This window comes from Streptomyces sp. NPDC054932, assembly GCF_053610205.1.
This window is the reverse complement of sequence record NZ_JBSGXU010000175.1, coordinates 1-16,552: the sequence shown is the minus strand read 5'-3', so window position 1 is coordinate 16,552 and position 16,552 is coordinate 1. Positions and strand designations below refer to the sequence as shown.

Below are 16,552 nucleotides of genomic sequence, written 5' to 3'. Positions count from 1 at the left end.
GGCCGTCCCTGCGTGTACGGGGCGCGGGGCGGGCGGGGTCAGCGGCGGGCGGTGACCGTCTTCTCCACGGCGAAGAGCTCCTCCTCGACGTGGTCCAGCGCGAGCCGGAGGGCTCCGGTCGCCACCGCGGCCTCGCCGAGCATGGACTGGGCCACCCGCGGCGGGCGCAGGCAGTAGCGCTCCAGCTCCTGGCGGAGGGGCTCCAGGACCCCGTCCAGGCCGGCCGCCCAGCCGCCGACGACCACCAGCTCCGGATCCATTGCCAGCACCAGCGCCGCCACGTCGTGCACCAGGCGCTGCAGGAACCTCTCCACGGCGGCCACCGCCCGCTCATCGCCCCGCTTGGCCATGGCGAAGACCTCGGCGACGGCGGGTTCGTCCAGCGGATGCAGCGGCTCACCGGTCGTCGACAGCAACCGCTCGGGCGTGACCTCACGGCCCAGCAGGTGCAGGGCGCCGATCTCGCCGGCCGCGCCGCCGAAACCCCGGTGCAGCCGGCCGCCGATCAGCGAGCCGGCGCCGGGACTGAGCCCCGCCATCACGAACACCATGTCGCCGGTGTCCCGCGCGGCACCCTTCCAGTGCTCGGCGACCGCCGCCGCGTTGGCGTCGTTCTCCACCTGCACCGGGCAGCGGAACGAGCGCCGCAGTCGTTCCCCGAGCGGCAGTCCGGTCCAGCCGGGCAGCGCGGTGCCGAGGCGGACCGTGCCGTCCGCCTCCACGATCCCCGGGCTGCCGACCCCGACCGCCCGCAGGGAGTCCCGCGGCACTCCGGCACGGCGCAGCAGATCGGCGACGGCCGCCCGCACCCGCTCCAGCCGCTCGTCGGCGGACGCAGTCTCCGCGACGTCCTTGGTCCCGGCACCGATGACACGGCCGTCCAGCCCGGACAGCAGCACGGCGATCCGGTGCGAGCCGATCTCGATGCCGAGCAGGTGCCCCGCTTCGGTCCGGAAGCGGAACCGCCTGGCCGGGCGGCCCTGCCGCCGCGCGCCTTCCTCCGCATCCGCCTCGACGACGAGCCCGGTCGCGATCAGCCCCTCCACGACACCCTCGACGGTCGGCCGGGAGAGCCCGGTCAGCCGCGTGAGGTCGGTGAGGGTCGGCGATCCGGCCGACCGCAGTGCGCGCAGCACCACGGCGGAATTGATCCGCCTGAGCAGAGAGGGGTCCCCGCCGGTCAGCTGCCCCAACGTGTGTCCTCCCAGCTGGTGAGCCTGTCAGGCGGATCGTACTGCCCGCCCGGCGTGTCGGCGAGAAGCAGCCCCCCATCGGCCGGAACCAGCCCTTCCCTCAGGCGGGGGAGACGAACCCCGACTCGTACGCCGTGATCACCGCCTGCGTCCGGTCCCGAGCCCCGAGTTTCGCCAGAATGGCGCTGACGTGGGACTTGACCGTCTCCGTGCCGACGATCAGCTCCGCGGCGATCTCCACATTGGTGAGACCCCGGGCCATCAGCCGCAGGACCGCCTCCTCCCGCTCCGTCAGGGCGGCCCGCGCCAGCACCGCCCGGGCCTGCCGGTTCCCGTACTCCGCGGCCAGGGCCCGGACGGCCGCCGGAAAGAGCAGCGTCTCGCCCTCCGCCACCAGCCGCACCGCATGCACGATCTCGGACGGCCGGGCCCGCTTCAGGAGGAACCCGTCCGCCCCCGCCCGCAGCGCCTGGTAGACGTACTCGTCGTTCTCGAAGGTGGTCACCACGAGGATCTTCGGCGGGGAGTCCACCGTGCGCAGTACCGCACGGGTCGCCTCGATCCCGTCGAGGAGCGGCATCCGCACGTCCATCGCCACCACGTCCGGCCGCAACTGCCGGACGAGCGGGATCACGGAGGCGCCGTCGGCCGCCTCACCCACCACTTCGATGTCGGGCTGGGCGTCCAGGACGGCGCGCAGACCCGCGCGCACCAGGGGCTCGTCGTCGACGAGGAGTACGGTAACCGGCATCCGGTCAGCGTATTCGCTCCAGCGGCAGCCGGGCGCGCACCCTCCAACCGCCCTCGTACAGACCGGTTTCGGCCTCCCCGCCGAGCAGCGCGGCCCGCTCCCGGATCCCGCGCAGCCCGCTGCCGCCGCCGAGCGCGACGGTGGGTCGTTCCGGCAGCGGATTCGTCACCTCCAGGTCCAGCCGGCCCGTGGTCATCTCCACCCGCACGCGCACCGGTACGGGGCCGCAGTGCCGCAGTACGTTGGTCAGCGCCTCCTGCAGGATCCGGTACCCCTCCCGGGTGACCGGCTCCGGCAACTTCTCCAGCTCTCCCGTCAGTTGTGCGTCCACCTCGGATCCGGAGGCCCGAGCCGACTCCAGCAGCCGGTCGGCCTCCGCCAGCGTCGGCCACTGCGACGGCGGCTGCGCCGATTCCCGCAGCACCCCCAGCACCCGCTCCAGGTCCTCCAGTGCGGCCCGGCCCGTCTCCTCGATCGCGCACAGTGCCCGCTCCGTGAAGGCCGCGTCGCCGGCGGCGCGCGCCGCCCCCGCCTGCACCACGGCCACGGTGAGCGCGTGCCCGATGGAGTCGTGCAGCTCCCGCGCGATCCGGGTGCGCTCCAGCAACTGCTCCGTGCGTGCCTCCAGCGCGCTCAGCCGCTCCGCCGCGGACGGGCTGAGCAGGCGGGTGGCGGCCGCGGTGATCAACTCGCCGAGCAGCGCCACGATGACGATGAGGAGGACCAGCGGCACGGGCGCGAGCAGTGCGGCGAGCCAGCGGTCGGGCACGAAGGGCAGGAATTCGTCCGGACCCATGGGGTGCCCTGCTGCGACCGCGATGAGCTCCACGGTCGTGGCCGGCAGCCACACGGTGGCGCCGACCGCGCCGATCGCGATGACCATCCGCGTCTCCAGCCACACCACGGTCCGCCACCGGTCGCCCCAATGGGCCGACGGAGCCAGGCTTATGGCGCCCTCGCCGGTGCCGCGGTCGTACGGGGTGAGCAGGAACTGAGCCTGCAGACCCTCCGCCAGCCGCACCCAGGGCACCAGCCCGAAGGGCAGCACGAGCAGCATCGGACCCCAGGGCCACTCGGGCACGACGAACATCCAGATCGCCAGCAGGAGGAGGGGCACGCAGAGATGCAACCAGCGTGAATAGGTCACTGGTTGAAACGGGGCGCGCAGCAGTCGGTACATGCCTTCATGGTGACAGCGTCCCGATCACGGCCGTCTCCCCCATGTGGGGGAGACGGCACCCTCGCATGGGGGAGGGAGGGGGGTGGGGCCGGCGGCGAGTCTTGAGACATGAACAGCATCGAGATCCGAGAACTCACCAAGCAGTACGGCAACCACCGTGCGGTGGACGGCCTCACCTTCGATGTCCTGCCCGGGCGGGTCACCGGATTCCTGGGGCCCAACGGAGCGGGGAAGTCCACCACGATGCGCCTGCTGCTGGGCCTGGACCGGCCCACATCCGGCACGGCCACGATCGGCGGCCGGCACTACCTGGACCTGCCGGACCCGCTGCACCGCGTCGGCGCTCTCCTCGACGCCCAGGCGGCCCACGGCGGGCGCACCGCCCGCGACCACCTCCGCCTGCTCGCCGCGGCCGGCCGGATCCCGCCGAGCCGGGTGGACAAGGTCCTGGAGCAGGCCGGCATAGCCTCCGTCGCCAAGCGTCGGATCAAGTCCTTCTCGCTCGGCATGCGCCAGCGCCTCGGGATCGCCGCCGCGCTGCTGGGGGACCCCGGAGTGCTCCTGCTGGACGAGCCCACCAACGGCCTCGACCCCGAGGGCATCATCTGGATCCGTGAGCTGATGCGGTCTCTGGCCGCCGAAGGACGTGCCGTCCTGGTCTCCAGCCATCTGATGTCGGAGACCTCGGCACTGGCCGACCACCTGGTCGTGCTCGGGAACGGCAGGCTGCTCGCCGACACCTCGATGGAGGAGTTCATCGACGCCCGCAGCACCCCGAGGGTGCGCCTGCGGACCTCCGACCCGGTCCGGCTGAGGGCCGTCCTGGCCCGCGACGGTTTCGAGCTGCTGACCTCGGACGACGGGCGATGGACCGTCGAGGGCATACAGGCCGAGCGGCTCGGCGGCCTGGCCGCCCGCGAAGGGGTTCCCCTGCTGGAACTCTCCGACGAACGGGCCTCGCTGGAACAGGCCTACCTCGACCTCACAGCCGATCACGCGCAGTTCACCGCAACCCACTGACCGTCTGCCCACTCCCGCACCTTCAGGAGGCTCCGCCATGAGCGCCGCTCTGCCCACAACCCCCGTACTGCACTCGGAATGGATCAAGATCCGGTCTCTCCGGGGCACCTTCTGGTCGCTGATATCCATCCTCGTCGCGACGGTGGGCATCCAGGTGCTGACGGCCGCCGCGCTGGGCCGGGCCGAGGAGGGCAGCATGGGCGACGATCCGCTCCTCGCGGCCTTCTACGGACTCAACTTCGGCCAGATAGCGGCCATCGCCTTCGGCGCGACCGCTTTCTCCGCCGAGTTCCACAACGGAGCCCTGCGCACGAGCCTGACCGCCGTGCCCGACCGCACGCGGTTCTACCTGTCGAAGATCTCGATGCTGGGCGCACTCGCCCTCGTCGTCGGCCAGCTCGCCGGACTGCTGACCTTCGTGGCCGGCCAGACGTTCATGGGCGACCGCGCCCTCGGACTGGGTGACCCCGGCGCCGTGCGGGCCGTCGTCGGCTGCGGCCTCTATCTGACGCTCATGACGCTGTTCGCGGCCGGTCTCACGGCGGTGCTGCGCAGTGGGGTGGCCGTGCTGAGCATCCTCATACCCTTCGTCGTCATGGTGTCCTTCATCGTCGGTGCGGCGGCGACCGGAGTCGGGCAGTTCATGCCGGACCGGGCCGGGCAGGCGATGATGCGCAGTCAGCAGGTCGGCGACCTCGGCCCGTGGGCCGGGCTGGGCGTGCTGGCGCTGTGGGCGGGGGCCGCGGTCCTGGGGGGCTGGCTGGCGGTGCGCCGACGCGACGCGTGACGCCGGGCCAGTTGTCAGTGGCCCTCGGGATACTGACGGTATGACCACGGCAGAGCACCTCGACACGATCGACCGGCTCCGGGCGAAGGAGTTCCCGCCCGAGCCGGTCCGGACCGGAGGAAACAGCAGCGGCCCGGGTTACCACCTGGTTCAGCTCGTCCGGACGCGGGATTTCTGGGACGACGACGGGTCGGGCCGGATCGAGGCGGCCGACCAGATCGGTGCCGAGTACGGGGCGCTCGCCCAGGCCGCGACCGACCGGTGGGGGGAGCCGCAGGTCTTCGGCCTGGGGATGCTGATGGACCGCGGGCTCGCCGGGGAGGAGATACCGCAGCCGTGGGGGGAGATGGGCAACAGCACCGACCACGTGCACCTGTGGCGGGTCGGTGCCCACTGGCTGGTGGTCTATGTGGCGCAGTGGGACCGCGAGGACCCCTACCGGCTGATGGCAGGGGTCACGGTCGTCGACCCGCCCTGAGGGGCGGCCCTCAGCTCTCGGCCGCGGCGCGCAGGCGCGCGTACTCCTGGGCCATGGATTCGGCGGTCCAGTGGGCGTTGAGACCGCTCGGGTTGGGGAGGGCCCAGATGCGGGTGGAGCCGATGGTCCGCTCCTGCGGGCCGATCTGCGCCTTCCGTTCGCCGAAGGCGGTGCGGTAGGCCGTGACGCCGACCACCGCGAGCCACTGGGGGCGCAGCAGCTCCACCTTGGCCGTCAGGAGGCGTCCTCCCTCGCGGAACTCCTCGGCGCTCAGCTCGTCGGCGCGGGCCGTGGCCCGGGCCACGACGTTGGTGATGCCGAGACGGTAGGTCAGCAGCTCTTCCTGCTCCGCCGGGGCCAGCCGCCGCGGGGTGAAGCCCGAAAGGTGCAGGACGGGCCAGAACCGGTTGCCGGGGCGGGCGAAGTGGTGGCCCGTCGCGGCGGAGAGGAGTCCCGGGTTGATTCCGCAGAAGAGCACACGCAGACCGCCCGCGACCACGTCCGGGAGGACGCGGTCACGGGCGGCGTTCAGCTCGTCGGGGGTCAGAGGATCGATCCCGGCGCGTACCCGGCGGCCTCCGGGTGCTGCTTGGCGATCGCCTCGATGCGGGAGACCACCGCCGCGACCTGGTCGCCCGCGGCGCCCGTGAAGGACAGCTTGTCGGCCATCAGGGCGTCGAGCTGGGACCGGTCCAGCGGCATCCGGTCGTCGGCGGCCAGCTTGTCCAGCAGCTCGTTGCGCTCGGCGCCCTGCTCGCGCATGGCGAGCGCGGAGGCCACCGCGTGCTCCTTGATGACCTCGTGGGCGGCCTCGCGGCCGACGCCGGCCCGCACCGCTCCCATCAGGACCTTGGTGGTCGCGAGGAAGGGCAGGTAGCGGTCCAGCTCGCGGGCCACGACCGCCGGGAAGGCGCCGAACTCGTCGAGGACCGTCAGGAAGGTCTCCAGCAGGCCGTCGAAGGCGAAGAAGGCGTCCGGCAGGGCCACGCGGCGGACCACGGAGCAGGAGACGTCGCCCTCGTTCCACTGGTCGCCGGCCAGCTCGCCGGTCATCGAGGCGTAGCCGCGCAGGATGACCATCAGGCCGTTCACGCGCTCGCAGGAGCGGGTGTTCATCTTGTGCGGCATCGCGGAGGAGCCGACCTGGCCGGGCTTGAAGCCCTCGGTCACCAGCTCGTGGCCCGCCATCAGACGAATCGTCTTGGCGATCGACGACGGGGCGGCGGCCAGCTGCACCAGCGCGGTGACCACGTCGTAGTCGAGCGAGCGCGGGTAGACCTGGCCGACCGAGGTGAAGGCCTGGGCGAAGCCGAGGTGGGCGGCGATCCGCTGTTCCAGGTCGGCGAGCTTGGAGGCGTCGCCGCCGAGCAGGTCGAGCATGTCCTGGGCGGTGCCGACGGGGCCCTTGATGCCGCGCAGCGGGTAGCGGCCCAGCAGGTCCTCGAGGCGGTCGTAGGCCACCAGGAGCTCGTCGGCCGCGGTGGCGAAGCGCTTGCCCAGGGTGGTCGCCTGCGCGGCCACGTTGTGGGAGCGGCCGGCCATGACCAGCTCGGCGTGCTCGCCGGCCAGCTTGCCGAGGCGGGCGAGGACGGCGACCGTGCGGTCCCGGGCGAGCTCCAGCGAGAGCCGGATCTGCAGCTGCTCGACGTTCTCGGTCAGATCGCGGGAGGTCATGCCCTTGTGGACGTGCTCGTGACCGGCGAGGGCGTTGAACTCCTCGATGCGGGCCTTCACGTCGTGCCGGGTGACCTTCTCGCGCTCGGCGATGGAGGCGAGGTCGACGGTCTCGAGGACACGCTCGTAGTCGGCGAGGGCCTCGTCCGGGACCTCGATACCGAGGTCCTTCTGGGCGCGCAGCACGGCGAGCCACAGCCGCCGCTCCAGCGTCACCTTGTACTCGGGGGACCACAGGACGGCGAGCTCCGCGGAGGCGTAGCGGCCGGCCAGGACATTGGGGATGCGGGGCTTGGCAGTCACGTGGAGGGATTCTACTTGGGCTGCCGCTGTGTGTTTACGCAGGTAGGGCCACCACCTGGGATTGTGCCTTGCTACGAGAGCGGCGAGTGCCCGTACGGCAGCAGCTCGGGGCGCTTGGCCGGGCGGCCGTCCCCCGAGGAGCGGCCCGTCAGGCGGCGGCCGACCCAGGGGAGCAGGTGCTGCCGGGCGAAGCTCAGGTCCTGCGCCCGGCGCACGGTCCAGCCGGGAGGGGCGGCGACCGGCAGTTCGGTGCGCCAGTCCAGTTCGGCCGGCAGGCCCAGCGCCTGCCAGACGGCCTCCGCCACCCGGCGGTGGCCCTCGGCGGTCAGGTGCAGCCGGTCGACGTCCCACATCCGCGGGTCCGCGAGCGCGGCGGCACCGTACAGGTCCACCACCACGGCGCCGTGCCGGGCGGCGAGCTCGTCGATGGTGGCGAAGAGCTCCTCCATGCGCGGCCGGAAGCGTTCCATCACCGGCCCGTTGCGCCCGGGGGAGCGCATCAGGACGAGCTGCTTGCAGGAGGGGGCGAGGAGTTCCACGGCCGACTCGAGGTGGCCGCGGACCCGGCCCATGTCCACCTTGGGGCGCAGGGTGTCGTTCAGCCCGCCCACCAGGGTCACCACGTCGGCGCCCATCGCGGCCGCCACCGGTACCTGGTCCTCGGCGATCTGGGCGATCAGCTTCCCGCGGACCGCGAGGTTGGCGTAGCGGAAGCCCGGCTCGCGCGCCGCGAGGCGGGCGGCCAGCAGATCGGCCCATCCGCGGTAGGAGCCGTCCGGAAGCAGGTCGGACATGCCCTCGGTGAAGGAGTCACCGACCGCAACGAAACTGGTGTAAGAGGCATTCATCTCCATGGCGGAGTGATGTTACCGCGCGGTACCCCGGCCCCGCAGGGCCGGGGACCGCACGCCCCTCGGCGATCATGCCGACGCGGGCCTGCCGAACAGCTCCCGCAGTACGTCCTCCATCGTCACCAGGCCCGTCATGGCGCCCTCCGCCCCGAGCACGGCCGCCAGGTGCGTGCGGCTGCGCCGCATGGCGGTCAGCACGTCGTCCAGCGGGGTCTCCGCGCGTACCTGGGCGATCGGCCGCAGCGCCGAGCCCGGGAAGGGCTCGTCCCGGGCCTCGTCGTCCGTATCCAGGGCGTCCTTCACGTGCAGGTAACCAAGGATCTTGTGCTGCGCGTCGACCACGGGGAAACGGGAATACCCGGACTCGGCCGACAGCCGCTCCAGCCCGGCCGGGGTGATGCCCTCCCGGGCCGTGACCACCCGGTCCGCCGGCAGCACCACATCGGTCACGGGCCGCCGGCCCAGTTCCAGGGCGTCGTGCAGACGCTCGCTCGCCCGGTTGTCGAGGAGCCCCGCGTCACTGGAGTCCTTGACCATGCGCGCCAGCTCGTCGTCCGAGAAGGTCGCGCCGACCTCGTCCTTCACCTCCACCCGCAGCAGGCGCAGCAGGGCGTTGGCGAAGGCGTTGATCGCGAAGATCACCGGCCGCAGCGCCCGCGTGACCGTCACCAGCGGCGGCCCCAGCAGCAGCGCGGTCCGCACGGGCTCGGACAGTGCCACGTTCTTCGGCAGCATCTCGCCGAACAGCATGTGCAGGTACGTCGCCAGTGTCAGCGCCACCACGAAGGAGATCGCGTGGGTCACGCCCGCCGGTACCCCGACGAGGTCGAACAGCGGGGTCAGCAGGTGCGCGATGGCCGGCTCGGCCACCACACCCAGCACCAGGGTGCACAGCGTGATGCCCAGCTGCGCCGCCGCCATCAGCGCCGACACGTGCTCCAGGCCCCACAGGACGGCGCGGGCCCGCCGGTCGCCCTGCTCGGCATACGGCTCGATCTGGCTGCGCCGGACCGAGATCAGTGCGAACTCCGCACCGACGAAGAAGGCGTTGACGACCAGGGTCGCCAGACCGATCAACAGCTGGATGACGGTCATCGGGCCTCCTCCGTTCCCTCGGCGGGCCCGGCCGGGGCGTGCAGCAGCACCCGCGAGGCCCGTCGTCCGACGGCGTCCACGACGTCCAGCCGCCAGCCGTTCAGCTCCATGCGGTCGCCGACCTCCGGGATCCGGCCCAGCTCGGTCGCTATCAGGCCGGCCAGGGTCTCGTACGGACCGTCGGGCACGCGCAGTCCGATCCGCTGGAGCTGGTCGGTGCGCGCCGCGCCGTCGGCGGAGTAGAGCAGGCGCCCGGACTCGTCGGTACCGGCCGGGGCCAGGTCCGGGGTCTCGTGCGGGTCGTGCTCGTCGCGGACCTCGCCGACGACCTCCTCGACGATGTCCTCCAGCGTGGCCACTCCCGCGGTGCCGCCGTACTCGTCGATGACCACGGCCATCGTCTGCTTGCCGGACAGCCGGTCCAGCAGCCGGTCGACGGTCAGCGACTCCGGTACGAGGAGCGGCTCGCGCAGCAGCTGCGACACGGGACGGCGGCGGCGCTCCGCGGCGGGCAGGGCCAGTACGTCCTTGATGTGGACGGTGCCGACGACGGTGTCGAGGCTTCCGCGGTAGACCGGGAAGCGGGACAGGCCGGTGGCCAGCGTCGCGTTCGCCACGTCCTCGGCGGTGGTCTGCACGTCGAGGGCGGTGACCTGGACGCGCGGGGTCATCACGTTCTCCGCGGTCAGGTCGGCGAGGTTCAGGGTCCGGACGAACAGCTCGGCCGTGTCCTTCTCCAGCGCGCCCGCCTTGGCGGAGTGGCGTGCGAGGGCGACCAGCTCCTGCGGGGTGCGCGCGGAGGCAAGCTCCTCGGCCGGCTCCATGCCGAGGCGGCGCACCATGTGGTTCGCGGTGGTGTTGAGGTGGCTGATCAGGGGCTTGAAGGCCCGGCTGAAGACCCGCTGCATGGTCGCCACGCGCTTGGCGATCGCCAGCGGGGAGGAGATCGCCCAGTTCTTGGGCACCAGCTCGCCGACGACCATCAGGACGACGGTCGAGATGGCGGTGCCGAGGAGCAGGGCGGTGGAGGAGGCGGCGCCGGCCGACAGGCCCATGGCCTCGAAGGGGCCCTGGAGCAGGGCGGAGATCGAGGGCTTGGAGATCATGCCGATGACCAGGCCGGTGACGGTGATGCCGAGCTGGGCGCCGGAGAGCTGGAACGTCAGGGTGCGGACGGCGGCCAGGGCGCTGTCGGCGCCGCGCTCGCCGCGCTCGACGGCCCGTTCGAGTTCGCTGCGCTCGACGGTCGTCAGCGAGAACTCGGCCGCGACGAAGACTCCGCAGGCAAGGCAGAGCAGCAGTGCCACGACGAGCAGGAGCACTTCGGTCATCGGTCGATCACCTCCGTCCCATGATCGGCCAGGAGGAGGGGGACCGCGCGATGTCGCGAGCGGGTATGTCGTGGACTGGGAGGCTCGCCCATGGGCGGACGCTCACACCTTTCACTCAAGAGGGACCTTTCACCACATGGTAAAGGACGAGCAAAGGGAACGGATCATTCTTTTGGCGGAGCGCGGGCGGATGATGGGATCCGGCCATGACTGATCTTCATATCGGGCCCGCGTCGCCAGCCGACCTCGGCGCCGTCCTGGACTTCTGGAAGGCCGCTGCGGAGGGGACGAGTATCAGCGACGATCTCGACGGCGTCGAGCGGCTGCACGGGCGGGACCCGGAGGCACTGCTGCTCGCCCGGCGCGACGGGGAACTCGTCGGGACGGTGATCGCCGGGTTCGACGGATGGCGCTGTCACCTCTACCGGCTCACCGTGCACCCCGGGCACCGGCGGCAGGGGATCGGGGCCGCCCTGCTGGCCGCCGCCGAGGAGCGGTTCGTGGCACTCGGCGGGCGGCGCGGGGACGCGATGGTGCTCGACCGAAACGAGCGGGCGCACCGGGTGTGGGACGCGGTGGGCTACCGGCCCCAGGAGCAGTGGACGCGCTGGGTCAAGCCGCTCGGGTCGTCTCTTCCGGATCTTGCCTGACCCTCCCCCGGCCCCGGGGGGCCGGGAGGTGCCCCCTGCCGCCCGGCAACCGCACCTCGCCGCGTTGTCGGGGCACCCGAGGACGTCCAGTGATCGGGAGCCTCTCCGCCTTGCGGTGCACGGCACCGGACGACGCGGGCTCGACCGGCAAGATCCGAAAGAGACGACCTGGTGGTGGTTGTCGTCAGTACCCGTCCGCCACCCGTCGGTCGCGTCGTCGGCGCCGTTGGTTAAGGTCTGCGGCCATGACCGATCCCACCGCAGAAGCCTGGCCGGAACCGCCCCTCGCCGGCTCCGAGGCGGCGGCCGTCCTCGGCGCACTCGAACGCCAACGAGCCACGTTGGCCTGGAAGTGCTCCGGCCTGGACGCCGCCGGCCTTCGCGCCACACTCGGCACGTCCACGATCACTCTCGGCGGCCTCCTCAAGCACCTGGCGCACGTGGAGGACAGCCACTTCGCCCGGCTGTGGCTCGACTCCCCGGTCGGTGCTCCCTGGGACACGGTCGACTGGGACAGGACCCCCGACTGGGACTACCGCTCAGCGGCCGGGGACACCCCGGAGGGGCTCCTCGCCCTCTGGCGGGGAGCGGTTGCCCGCTCCCGCGCCATCGTCGACGAGGCGCTCGGAGCGGGTGGGCTGGACCAACTCGGTGCCTGCACCACCCGGAGCGGCGAACGCCCCAACCTCCGGCGCATTCTTCTCGACCTCGTCGAGGAGTACGCGCGCCACGCCGGTCACGCCGACCTCATCCGTGAATCCGTCGACGGACTCACGGGGGAGGACCCGCCGCGGTGAAGCCGCGGTGCGCCCGTCCGGCGCCCCCGGCCCCGCGCCTCAGACGCCGGCGGGGTCGGGGGCGGCCGGGGTGTACGGCGGTGGGGCCCAGGTGGAGCGGAAGGACTCCGCCGACCAGGTGCCCGACAGGGACGGGTCCAGCCAGGTCGGGGCCGCCGCGCGGAAGTCGTCCGGCGCGAGGGCTCCCGAGCCCTCCGGGACCGCGCCCAGCAGCGGCAGGCCCGAGGAGTTCGTGAGGTCCGCCAGGTTGCACCGCGCCGCCAGGTCCGGGCTCTGCGGCCAGCTGCCGACCACCACACCCAGCGCGGTCAGGTCCCGTGCCCGCAGTGCCTCCGCCGTGAGGGTGGTGGAGTTGAGCGTGCCGAGGCCCGCAGGGGCGACGACCAGGGTCGGCGCCCCGAGGAGACGGGCCGCGTCGGCCAGCGTGCGGCCCGACTCGTCGAAGCGGACGAGCAGCCCTCCCGCGCCCTCCACCAGCACCAGGTCGTGGTCCAGCGACAGCCGTTCCGCGGCCTCCGCGATCTGCGCCGGGGTCAGCGTCGGCAGCCCCGAGCGGCGGGCCGCCGTGTCCGGGGCCAAGGGTTCCGGATAGCGGGCCAGTTCCACCGCCGTGACGGAGGGCCCGGCCAGCCGGACCGCCTCCGCGGCGTCCCCCGGCTCCTGCGGGCCGACCCCCGTCTGCGCGGGCTTGAGGACCGCCACCGACCGGCCGGCGGCCACCGCGGCTGCCGCGATCGCCGACGTGACCACCGTCTTGCCGATCTCGGTGCCCGTGCCGGACACCATCAATACGGACATCTCACCCTTCCTGCGCTGCCGCGCACACCGCGCGGCAGATCCGGTTCACGTCCTCGTCGCCGGTCACGAACGGCGGCATCACATAGATGAGGTCCCGGAACGGACGCACCCACACGCCCTCGCGCACCGCCGCCCGGGTGGCCGCCGCCACGTCGACCTCGTGGTCGAGCTGGACGACGCCGATCGCGCCCAGGACGCGTACGTCCTTCACTCCCGGGACGTCGGCGGCGGCCGCCAGGCCCTCGCGCAGCCCCGCCTCGATCCGCTTGACGTCCGTCGCCCAGTCCTGCCCGAGCAGCAGCTCGACGGAGGCCAGGGCCACGGCCGTGGCGAGCGGGTTGCCCATGAACGTCGGCCCGTGCGCCAGCACCGGGACCTCGCCCCCGGAGATGCCGTTCGCCACCCGCTCCGTGCACAGGGTCGCCGCCAGCGTGAGGTAACCACCGGTCAGCGACTTGCCCAGGCACATCACGTCCGGGGTGATCCCGGCGTGGTCGGCCGCGAAGAGCGCACCCGTGCGGCCGAAGCCCGTGGCGATCTCGTCCAGGATCAGCAGGACCCCGTACTCGTCGCACAGCTCGCGCAGCACCCGCAGGTAGCCGGGGTGGTGGAAGCGCATGCCGCCCGCACCCTGCACCACCGGTTCCACGATGACCGCGGCCAGCTCGTCCGCGTGCGCGGCGATCAGGCCGCGCAGGTGGTCGGAGTACGCCGGGTCCACGGGCGTGTCGAAGCCGCCGGGCGGCGCGTCCGCGAAGACCTGGCGCGGCAGGTGACCCTGCCACAGCTCGTGCATCCCGCCGTCGGGGTCGCAGACCGCCATCGGCTGCCAGGTGTCCCCGTGGTAGCCGCCGCGCCAGGTCAGCAGCCGGGTCTTGCCCGTCCGGCCCAGCGAACGCCAGTACTGCAGGCACATCTTGACCGCGACCTCGACGGACACCGAGCCCGAGTCGGAGAGGAAGACGTGCTCCAGCCCCGGCGGGGTGATCTCGACGAGCTTCGCGGCCAGCCGGACGGCGGGCTCATGGGTGAGCCCGCCGAACATCACGTGTGACATCAGGCCCAGCTGCGCGGTCGCGGCCTCGTTGAGCACCGGATGGTTGTAGCCGTGGATCGCCGACCACCAGGAGGACATGCCGTCGACCAGCTCTTCGTGGCCGTGTCCCTGGGACGGGTCGGCGAGCCGCAGACGCACTCCCGAGGCGGAGGCGATGATCAGCGGCTCCTGCCGCCCGGGCATCGGCCCGTACGGGTGCCAGACGTGCTGCCGGTCCAGCGCGAGCAGTTCCGCGCCGGCCGACAGCGGCTGGGACTGATCAGGCATTGGGGGCGATGTCCGTCCCCGCGCCGCGGCGGCGGACCGCCACCAGCTCCGGCCGGACCCCGCCGGCCTCGGCCTGGACCGGTGCGGGCGTCTGCGCCGCGGGAGCGTGACCGGAGCAGCCGCCGCACGCCGAGCCGCAGCCGGCCGCCTGGGCGTCGTCGTCGGCGGGCGCGCCCGAACCGCAGAGGGAGGCGCCGCCGTTCGAACCGCAGCCCCCGCCGGTGGCGGCGGCCGCGACGTCGGAGCGGTGCGCGGGAAGGGTCGTCGTACCGGCGCCCTCCACCTCGAAACCGGCGTCGGCGATCATGTCGAGGTCCGCCTGACCGGCCTGACCCTCACTGGTCAGGTAGTCGCCGAGGAAGATCGAGTTGACCACGTGCAGGGCCAGCGGCTGCATCGAGCGCAGGTGCACCTCGCGCCCGCCGGCCAGCCGGACCTCGACGTCGGGGCAGACGAACCGGGCCATCGCCAGGATCCGCAGGCAGCGCTGCGGGGTGAGGTTCCACTCCTTGGCCAGCGGGGTGCCCTCGAACGGGATCAGGAAGTTGACGGGCACCGAGTCCGCGTCCAGCTCGCGCAGCGAGAAGACGACGTCGACCAGGTCCTCGTCCGTCTCGCCCATGCCCGCGATCAGTCCGGAGCACGCGGACAGACCGGCTCCGTGCGCCTTCTGCACCGTGTCGACCCGGTCCGCGTAGGTGTGGGTCTTGGTGATCTGGCCGTACGTCGCCTCGGAGGTGTTGAGGTTGTGGTTGTAGGCATCCGCACCCGCGTCCCGCAGCCGCTCCGCCTGGCCGTCCGAGAGCAGGCCGAGACACGCGCAGACCTCGACGCCCTCGTTCTGCTCCTTGATCGCCGCGATCGTCTTCCCGACGCGGTCCACGTCCCGGTCCGTCGGCCCGCGGCCGCTCGCGACCAGACAGACCCGCTTCGCGCCGCCCGCGACACCGGCGGCGGCGGCCTGCGAGGCCTCCTCGGGCTTCAGCCACGTGTACTTGAGGATCCCGGCCGTCGACCCCAGGCGCTGGGAGCAGTAGGAGCAGTCCTCGGGGCACAGGCCCGACTTCAGGTTGACCAGGTAGTTCAGCTTGACCCGACGCCCGAACCACTGGCGGCGCACCTTGCCGGCCGCGGCCACCACGTCGAGCAGTTCGTCGTCAGAAGTCGCCAGTACGGCGAGCGCTTCTTCGCGGGTCGGCAGCTCTCGCCGCAGCCCCTTGTCCACCAGGGTGTTCAGCAGGTCCATGCACCCGATCCTGGACCACACCCCCGCTCCCGGCCAAGGAGAGATCGGACAACATGGCCGGATGGGTGTGTGTGTATCACCACACCTGGCGCAGCAGCCCCGGGAGCTAGGGTCGGGCAGGTCTGTGGACTGCCGACAAAAACGAGGACACGCCGATGCCCCAGCACACCCCCGGACCCGTGGACGTCTTCGCCTGGATCGATGAGGCGGAGCGCGCGCGGGAGGAGGCCGGACTGGTCCGCACACTGCGCCCCAGGCCGCCGGTGTCGCCGCTGCTGGACCTCGCGAGCAACGACTACCTCGGCCTGTCGCGGCACCCCGAGACCGTCCGCGGGGCGCAGCTGGCGGCCGAGCGCTGGGGCGCCGGGGCCACCGGTTCACGTCTGGTCACGGGGACGACCGAGCTCCACACGGAACTGGAGCGGGAGCTCGCAGCCTTCTGCGGTTTCGAGGCCGCGCTCGTCCTGTCCTCCGGGTACGCGGCCAATCTCGCCGCCGTCACCGCGCTCAGCGGCCGGGGCACGCTGGTCGTCTCCGACGCCGGGAACCACGCCTCGATCGTCGACGGCTGCCGGCTCTCGCGCGCCGAGACGGCCGTGGTCCCGCACTCCGACCCGGACGCCGCGCGCAAGACGCTCGCCGCGCACGAGGGCCGGGCGCTGCTCGTCAGCGACTCGGTGTTCTCCGTGGACGGGGACGCGGCCCCGCTCGCCGGGTACGCCGCCGCCTGTCGGGAGGAGGGCGCGGCCCTGGTCGTGGACGACGCCCACGGGCTGGGCGTGCTGGGCGAGGGCGGCCGCGGCGCGCTGCACGCCGCCGGGCTCGCGGGCGCGCCCTACGTGGTCGCCACCCTGACCCTCTCGAAGTCGCTGGGCAGCCAGGGCGGAGCCGTGCTCGGCCCGGCGAGGGTGATCCGGCACCTGGTCAACACCGCGCGCACCTTCATCTTCGACACCGGGCTGGCCCCGGCCGCCGCGGGCGCGGCACTGGCGAGCCTGCGCCTGCTCCAGCGGGAACCGGAACGCGCGGACCGCGCCCGCGAGGTGGCCGACCGGCTGTACGGGCGGCTCACCG

Annotated in this window: 17 protein-coding genes; 6 read left to right on the top strand and 11 right to left on the bottom strand. The window is 72.7% G+C overall.

Going from position 1 to position 16,552, the window contains the following annotated elements; genetic code table 11:
• Nucleotides 1-38: 38 nt before the first annotated feature.
• The 3 genes from ACWGE1_RS32780 to ACWGE1_RS32770 all read right to left on the bottom strand — a co-directional run bounded on the left by ACWGE1_RS32780 (nt 39) and on the right by ACWGE1_RS32770 (nt 3,124).
• A complete protein-coding gene (locus ACWGE1_RS32780; protein ID WP_453424089.1) occupies nt 39-1,193 on the bottom strand; it encodes an ROK family transcriptional regulator in 1,155 nt (384 codons plus the stop codon).
• 100 nt (nt 1,194-1,293) lie between these two features.
• Nucleotides 1,294-1,944 carry a response regulator transcription factor gene (locus ACWGE1_RS32775; protein WP_453424088.1) on the bottom strand — a complete coding sequence of 217 codons (651 nt, stop codon included), beginning with the start codon at nt 1,942-1,944 and terminating at the stop codon, nt 1,294-1,296.
• A 4-nt stretch (nt 1,945-1,948) separates the two neighbouring features.
• The gene (locus ACWGE1_RS32770; protein ID WP_453424087.1) at nt 1,949-3,124 is read right to left on the bottom strand and encodes a sensor histidine kinase; all 1,176 of its coding nucleotides are present in this window, start codon (nt 3,122-3,124) and stop codon (nt 1,949-1,951) included.
• A 108-nt stretch (nt 3,125-3,232) separates the two neighbouring features.
• Here ACWGE1_RS32770 and ACWGE1_RS32765 point away from each other — a divergent pair, with 108 nt between their 5' ends.
• Genes ACWGE1_RS32765 through ACWGE1_RS32755 form a run of 3 tightly spaced genes read left to right on the top strand, consistent with a single transcriptional unit; the run spans nt 3,233 to nt 5,409 of the window.
• The gene (locus tag ACWGE1_RS32765; protein WP_453424086.1) at nt 3,233-4,144 is read left to right on the top strand and encodes an ABC transporter ATP-binding protein; all 912 of its coding nucleotides are present in this window, start codon (nt 3,233-3,235) and stop codon (nt 4,142-4,144) included.
• Between the two features lie 37 nt (nt 4,145-4,181).
• Nucleotides 4,182-4,931: an ABC transporter permease gene (locus tag ACWGE1_RS32760; RefSeq protein ID WP_453424085.1), complete on the top strand. Its 750-nt coding sequence runs from the start codon at nt 4,182-4,184 to the stop codon at nt 4,929-4,931.
• A gap of 40 nt (nt 4,932-4,971) precedes the next feature.
• A complete protein-coding gene (locus tag ACWGE1_RS32755; RefSeq protein WP_453424084.1) occupies nt 4,972-5,409 on the top strand; it encodes a hypothetical protein in 438 nt (145 codons plus the stop codon).
• A 10-nt stretch (nt 5,410-5,419) separates the two neighbouring features.
• Here ACWGE1_RS32755 and mug read toward each other — a convergent pair whose 3' ends face one another.
• From mug to ACWGE1_RS32730, 5 genes are all read right to left on the bottom strand, one after another.
• Complete coding sequence (gene mug, locus ACWGE1_RS32750; protein WP_453424090.1) at nt 5,420-5,956, bottom strand: G/U mismatch-specific DNA glycosylase; 537 nt, start codon at nt 5,954-5,956, stop codon at nt 5,420-5,422.
• A complete protein-coding gene (purB, locus tag ACWGE1_RS32745; protein ID WP_453424083.1) occupies nt 5,953-7,386 on the bottom strand; it encodes an adenylosuccinate lyase in 1,434 nt (477 codons plus the stop codon). Before purB ends, mug begins: the two co-directional genes overlap by 4 nt.
• 71 nt (nt 7,387-7,457) lie before the next feature.
• Complete coding sequence (locus ACWGE1_RS32740) at nt 7,458-8,240, bottom strand: SGNH/GDSL hydrolase family protein (RefSeq protein ID WP_453424082.1); 783 nt, start codon at nt 8,238-8,240, stop codon at nt 7,458-7,460.
• A gap of 66 nt (nt 8,241-8,306) precedes the next feature.
• Nucleotides 8,307-9,332, bottom strand: coding sequence for a hemolysin family protein (locus ACWGE1_RS32735; RefSeq protein WP_453424081.1), 1,026 nt, complete (start codon nt 9,330-9,332; stop codon nt 8,307-8,309).
• Nucleotides 9,329-10,663 carry a hemolysin family protein gene (locus tag ACWGE1_RS32730; RefSeq protein WP_453424080.1) on the bottom strand — a complete coding sequence of 445 codons (1,335 nt, stop codon included), beginning with the start codon at nt 10,661-10,663 and terminating at the stop codon, nt 9,329-9,331. The genes ACWGE1_RS32735 and ACWGE1_RS32730 overlap by 4 nt, the downstream gene beginning before the upstream one ends.
• A gap of 206 nt (nt 10,664-10,869) precedes the next feature.
• Here ACWGE1_RS32730 and ACWGE1_RS32725 point away from each other — a divergent pair, with 206 nt between their 5' ends.
• Complete coding sequence (locus ACWGE1_RS32725; RefSeq protein WP_453424079.1) at nt 10,870-11,313, top strand: GNAT family N-acetyltransferase; 444 nt, start codon at nt 10,870-10,872, stop codon at nt 11,311-11,313.
• Nucleotides 11,314-11,558: 245 nt separating this feature from the next.
• Nucleotides 11,559-12,110: a DinB family protein gene (locus tag ACWGE1_RS32720; protein ID WP_453424078.1), complete on the top strand. Its 552-nt coding sequence runs from the start codon at nt 11,559-11,561 to the stop codon at nt 12,108-12,110.
• Nucleotides 12,111-12,149: 39 nt separating this feature from the next.
• On the opposite strand, the gene bioD is transcribed toward ACWGE1_RS32720, so the two are convergent.
• Genes bioD through bioB form a run of 3 tightly spaced genes read right to left on the bottom strand, consistent with a single transcriptional unit; the run spans nt 12,150 to nt 15,478 of the window.
• Entirely contained in the window at nt 12,150-12,908 is a 759-nt protein-coding gene (gene bioD, locus ACWGE1_RS32715; protein ID WP_453424077.1) for a dethiobiotin synthase, read from the bottom strand.
• A 1-nt stretch (nt 12,909) separates the two neighbouring features.
• Nucleotides 12,910-14,232, bottom strand: a complete 1,323-nt coding sequence (locus ACWGE1_RS32710; protein ID WP_453424076.1) for an adenosylmethionine--8-amino-7-oxononanoate transaminase — start codon at nt 14,230-14,232, stop codon at nt 12,910-12,912.
• Complete coding sequence (gene bioB, locus ACWGE1_RS32705; protein WP_453424075.1) at nt 14,225-15,478, bottom strand: biotin synthase BioB; 1,254 nt, start codon at nt 15,476-15,478, stop codon at nt 14,225-14,227. Before bioB ends, ACWGE1_RS32710 begins: the two co-directional genes overlap by 8 nt.
• Nucleotides 15,479-15,633: 155 nt before the next feature.
• Here bioB and ACWGE1_RS32700 point away from each other — a divergent pair.
• On the top strand, nt 15,634-16,552 hold a 919-nt coding region (locus tag ACWGE1_RS32700; RefSeq protein WP_453424074.1), incomplete at its 3' end, for an aminotransferase class I/II-fold pyridoxal phosphate-dependent enzyme.

Excerpts from the sequence above, each read along its gene's own strand:
- ACWGE1_RS32775 (WP_453424088.1), bottom strand. The coding sequence starts at position 1,944 with ATGCCGGTTACCGTACTCCTCGTCGACGACGAGCCCCTGGTGCGCGCG.
- ACWGE1_RS32770 (WP_453424087.1), bottom strand. The coding sequence starts at position 3,124 with ATGTACCGACTGCTGCGCGCCCCGTTTCAACCAGTGACCTATTCACGC.
- ACWGE1_RS32765 (WP_453424086.1), top strand. The coding sequence starts at position 3,233 with ATGAACAGCATCGAGATCCGAGAACTCACCAAGCAGTACGGCAACCAC.
- ACWGE1_RS32760 (WP_453424085.1), top strand. The coding sequence starts at position 4,182 with ATGAGCGCCGCTCTGCCCACAACCCCCGTACTGCACTCGGAATGGATC.
- ACWGE1_RS32755 (WP_453424084.1), top strand. The coding sequence starts at position 4,972 with ATGACCACGGCAGAGCACCTCGACACGATCGACCGGCTCCGGGCGAAG.
- ACWGE1_RS32740 (WP_453424082.1), bottom strand. The coding sequence starts at position 8,240 with ATGGAGATGAATGCCTCTTACACCAGTTTCGTTGCGGTCGGTGACTCC.
- ACWGE1_RS32735 (WP_453424081.1), bottom strand. The coding sequence starts at position 9,332 with ATGACCGTCATCCAGCTGTTGATCGGTCTGGCGACCCTGGTCGTCAAC.
- ACWGE1_RS32730 (WP_453424080.1), bottom strand. The coding sequence starts at position 10,663 with ATGACCGAAGTGCTCCTGCTCGTCGTGGCACTGCTGCTCTGCCTTGCC.
- ACWGE1_RS32725 (WP_453424079.1), top strand. The coding sequence starts at position 10,870 with ATGACTGATCTTCATATCGGGCCCGCGTCGCCAGCCGACCTCGGCGCC.
- ACWGE1_RS32720 (WP_453424078.1), top strand. The coding sequence starts at position 11,559 with ATGACCGATCCCACCGCAGAAGCCTGGCCGGAACCGCCCCTCGCCGGC.
- bioD (WP_453424077.1), bottom strand. The coding sequence starts at position 12,908 with ATGTCCGTATTGATGGTGTCCGGCACGGGCACCGAGATCGGCAAGACG.
- ACWGE1_RS32710 (WP_453424076.1), bottom strand. The coding sequence starts at position 14,232 with ATGCCTGATCAGTCCCAGCCGCTGTCGGCCGGCGCGGAACTGCTCGCG.
- bioB (WP_453424075.1), bottom strand. The coding sequence starts at position 15,478 with ATGGACCTGCTGAACACCCTGGTGGACAAGGGGCTGCGGCGAGAGCTG.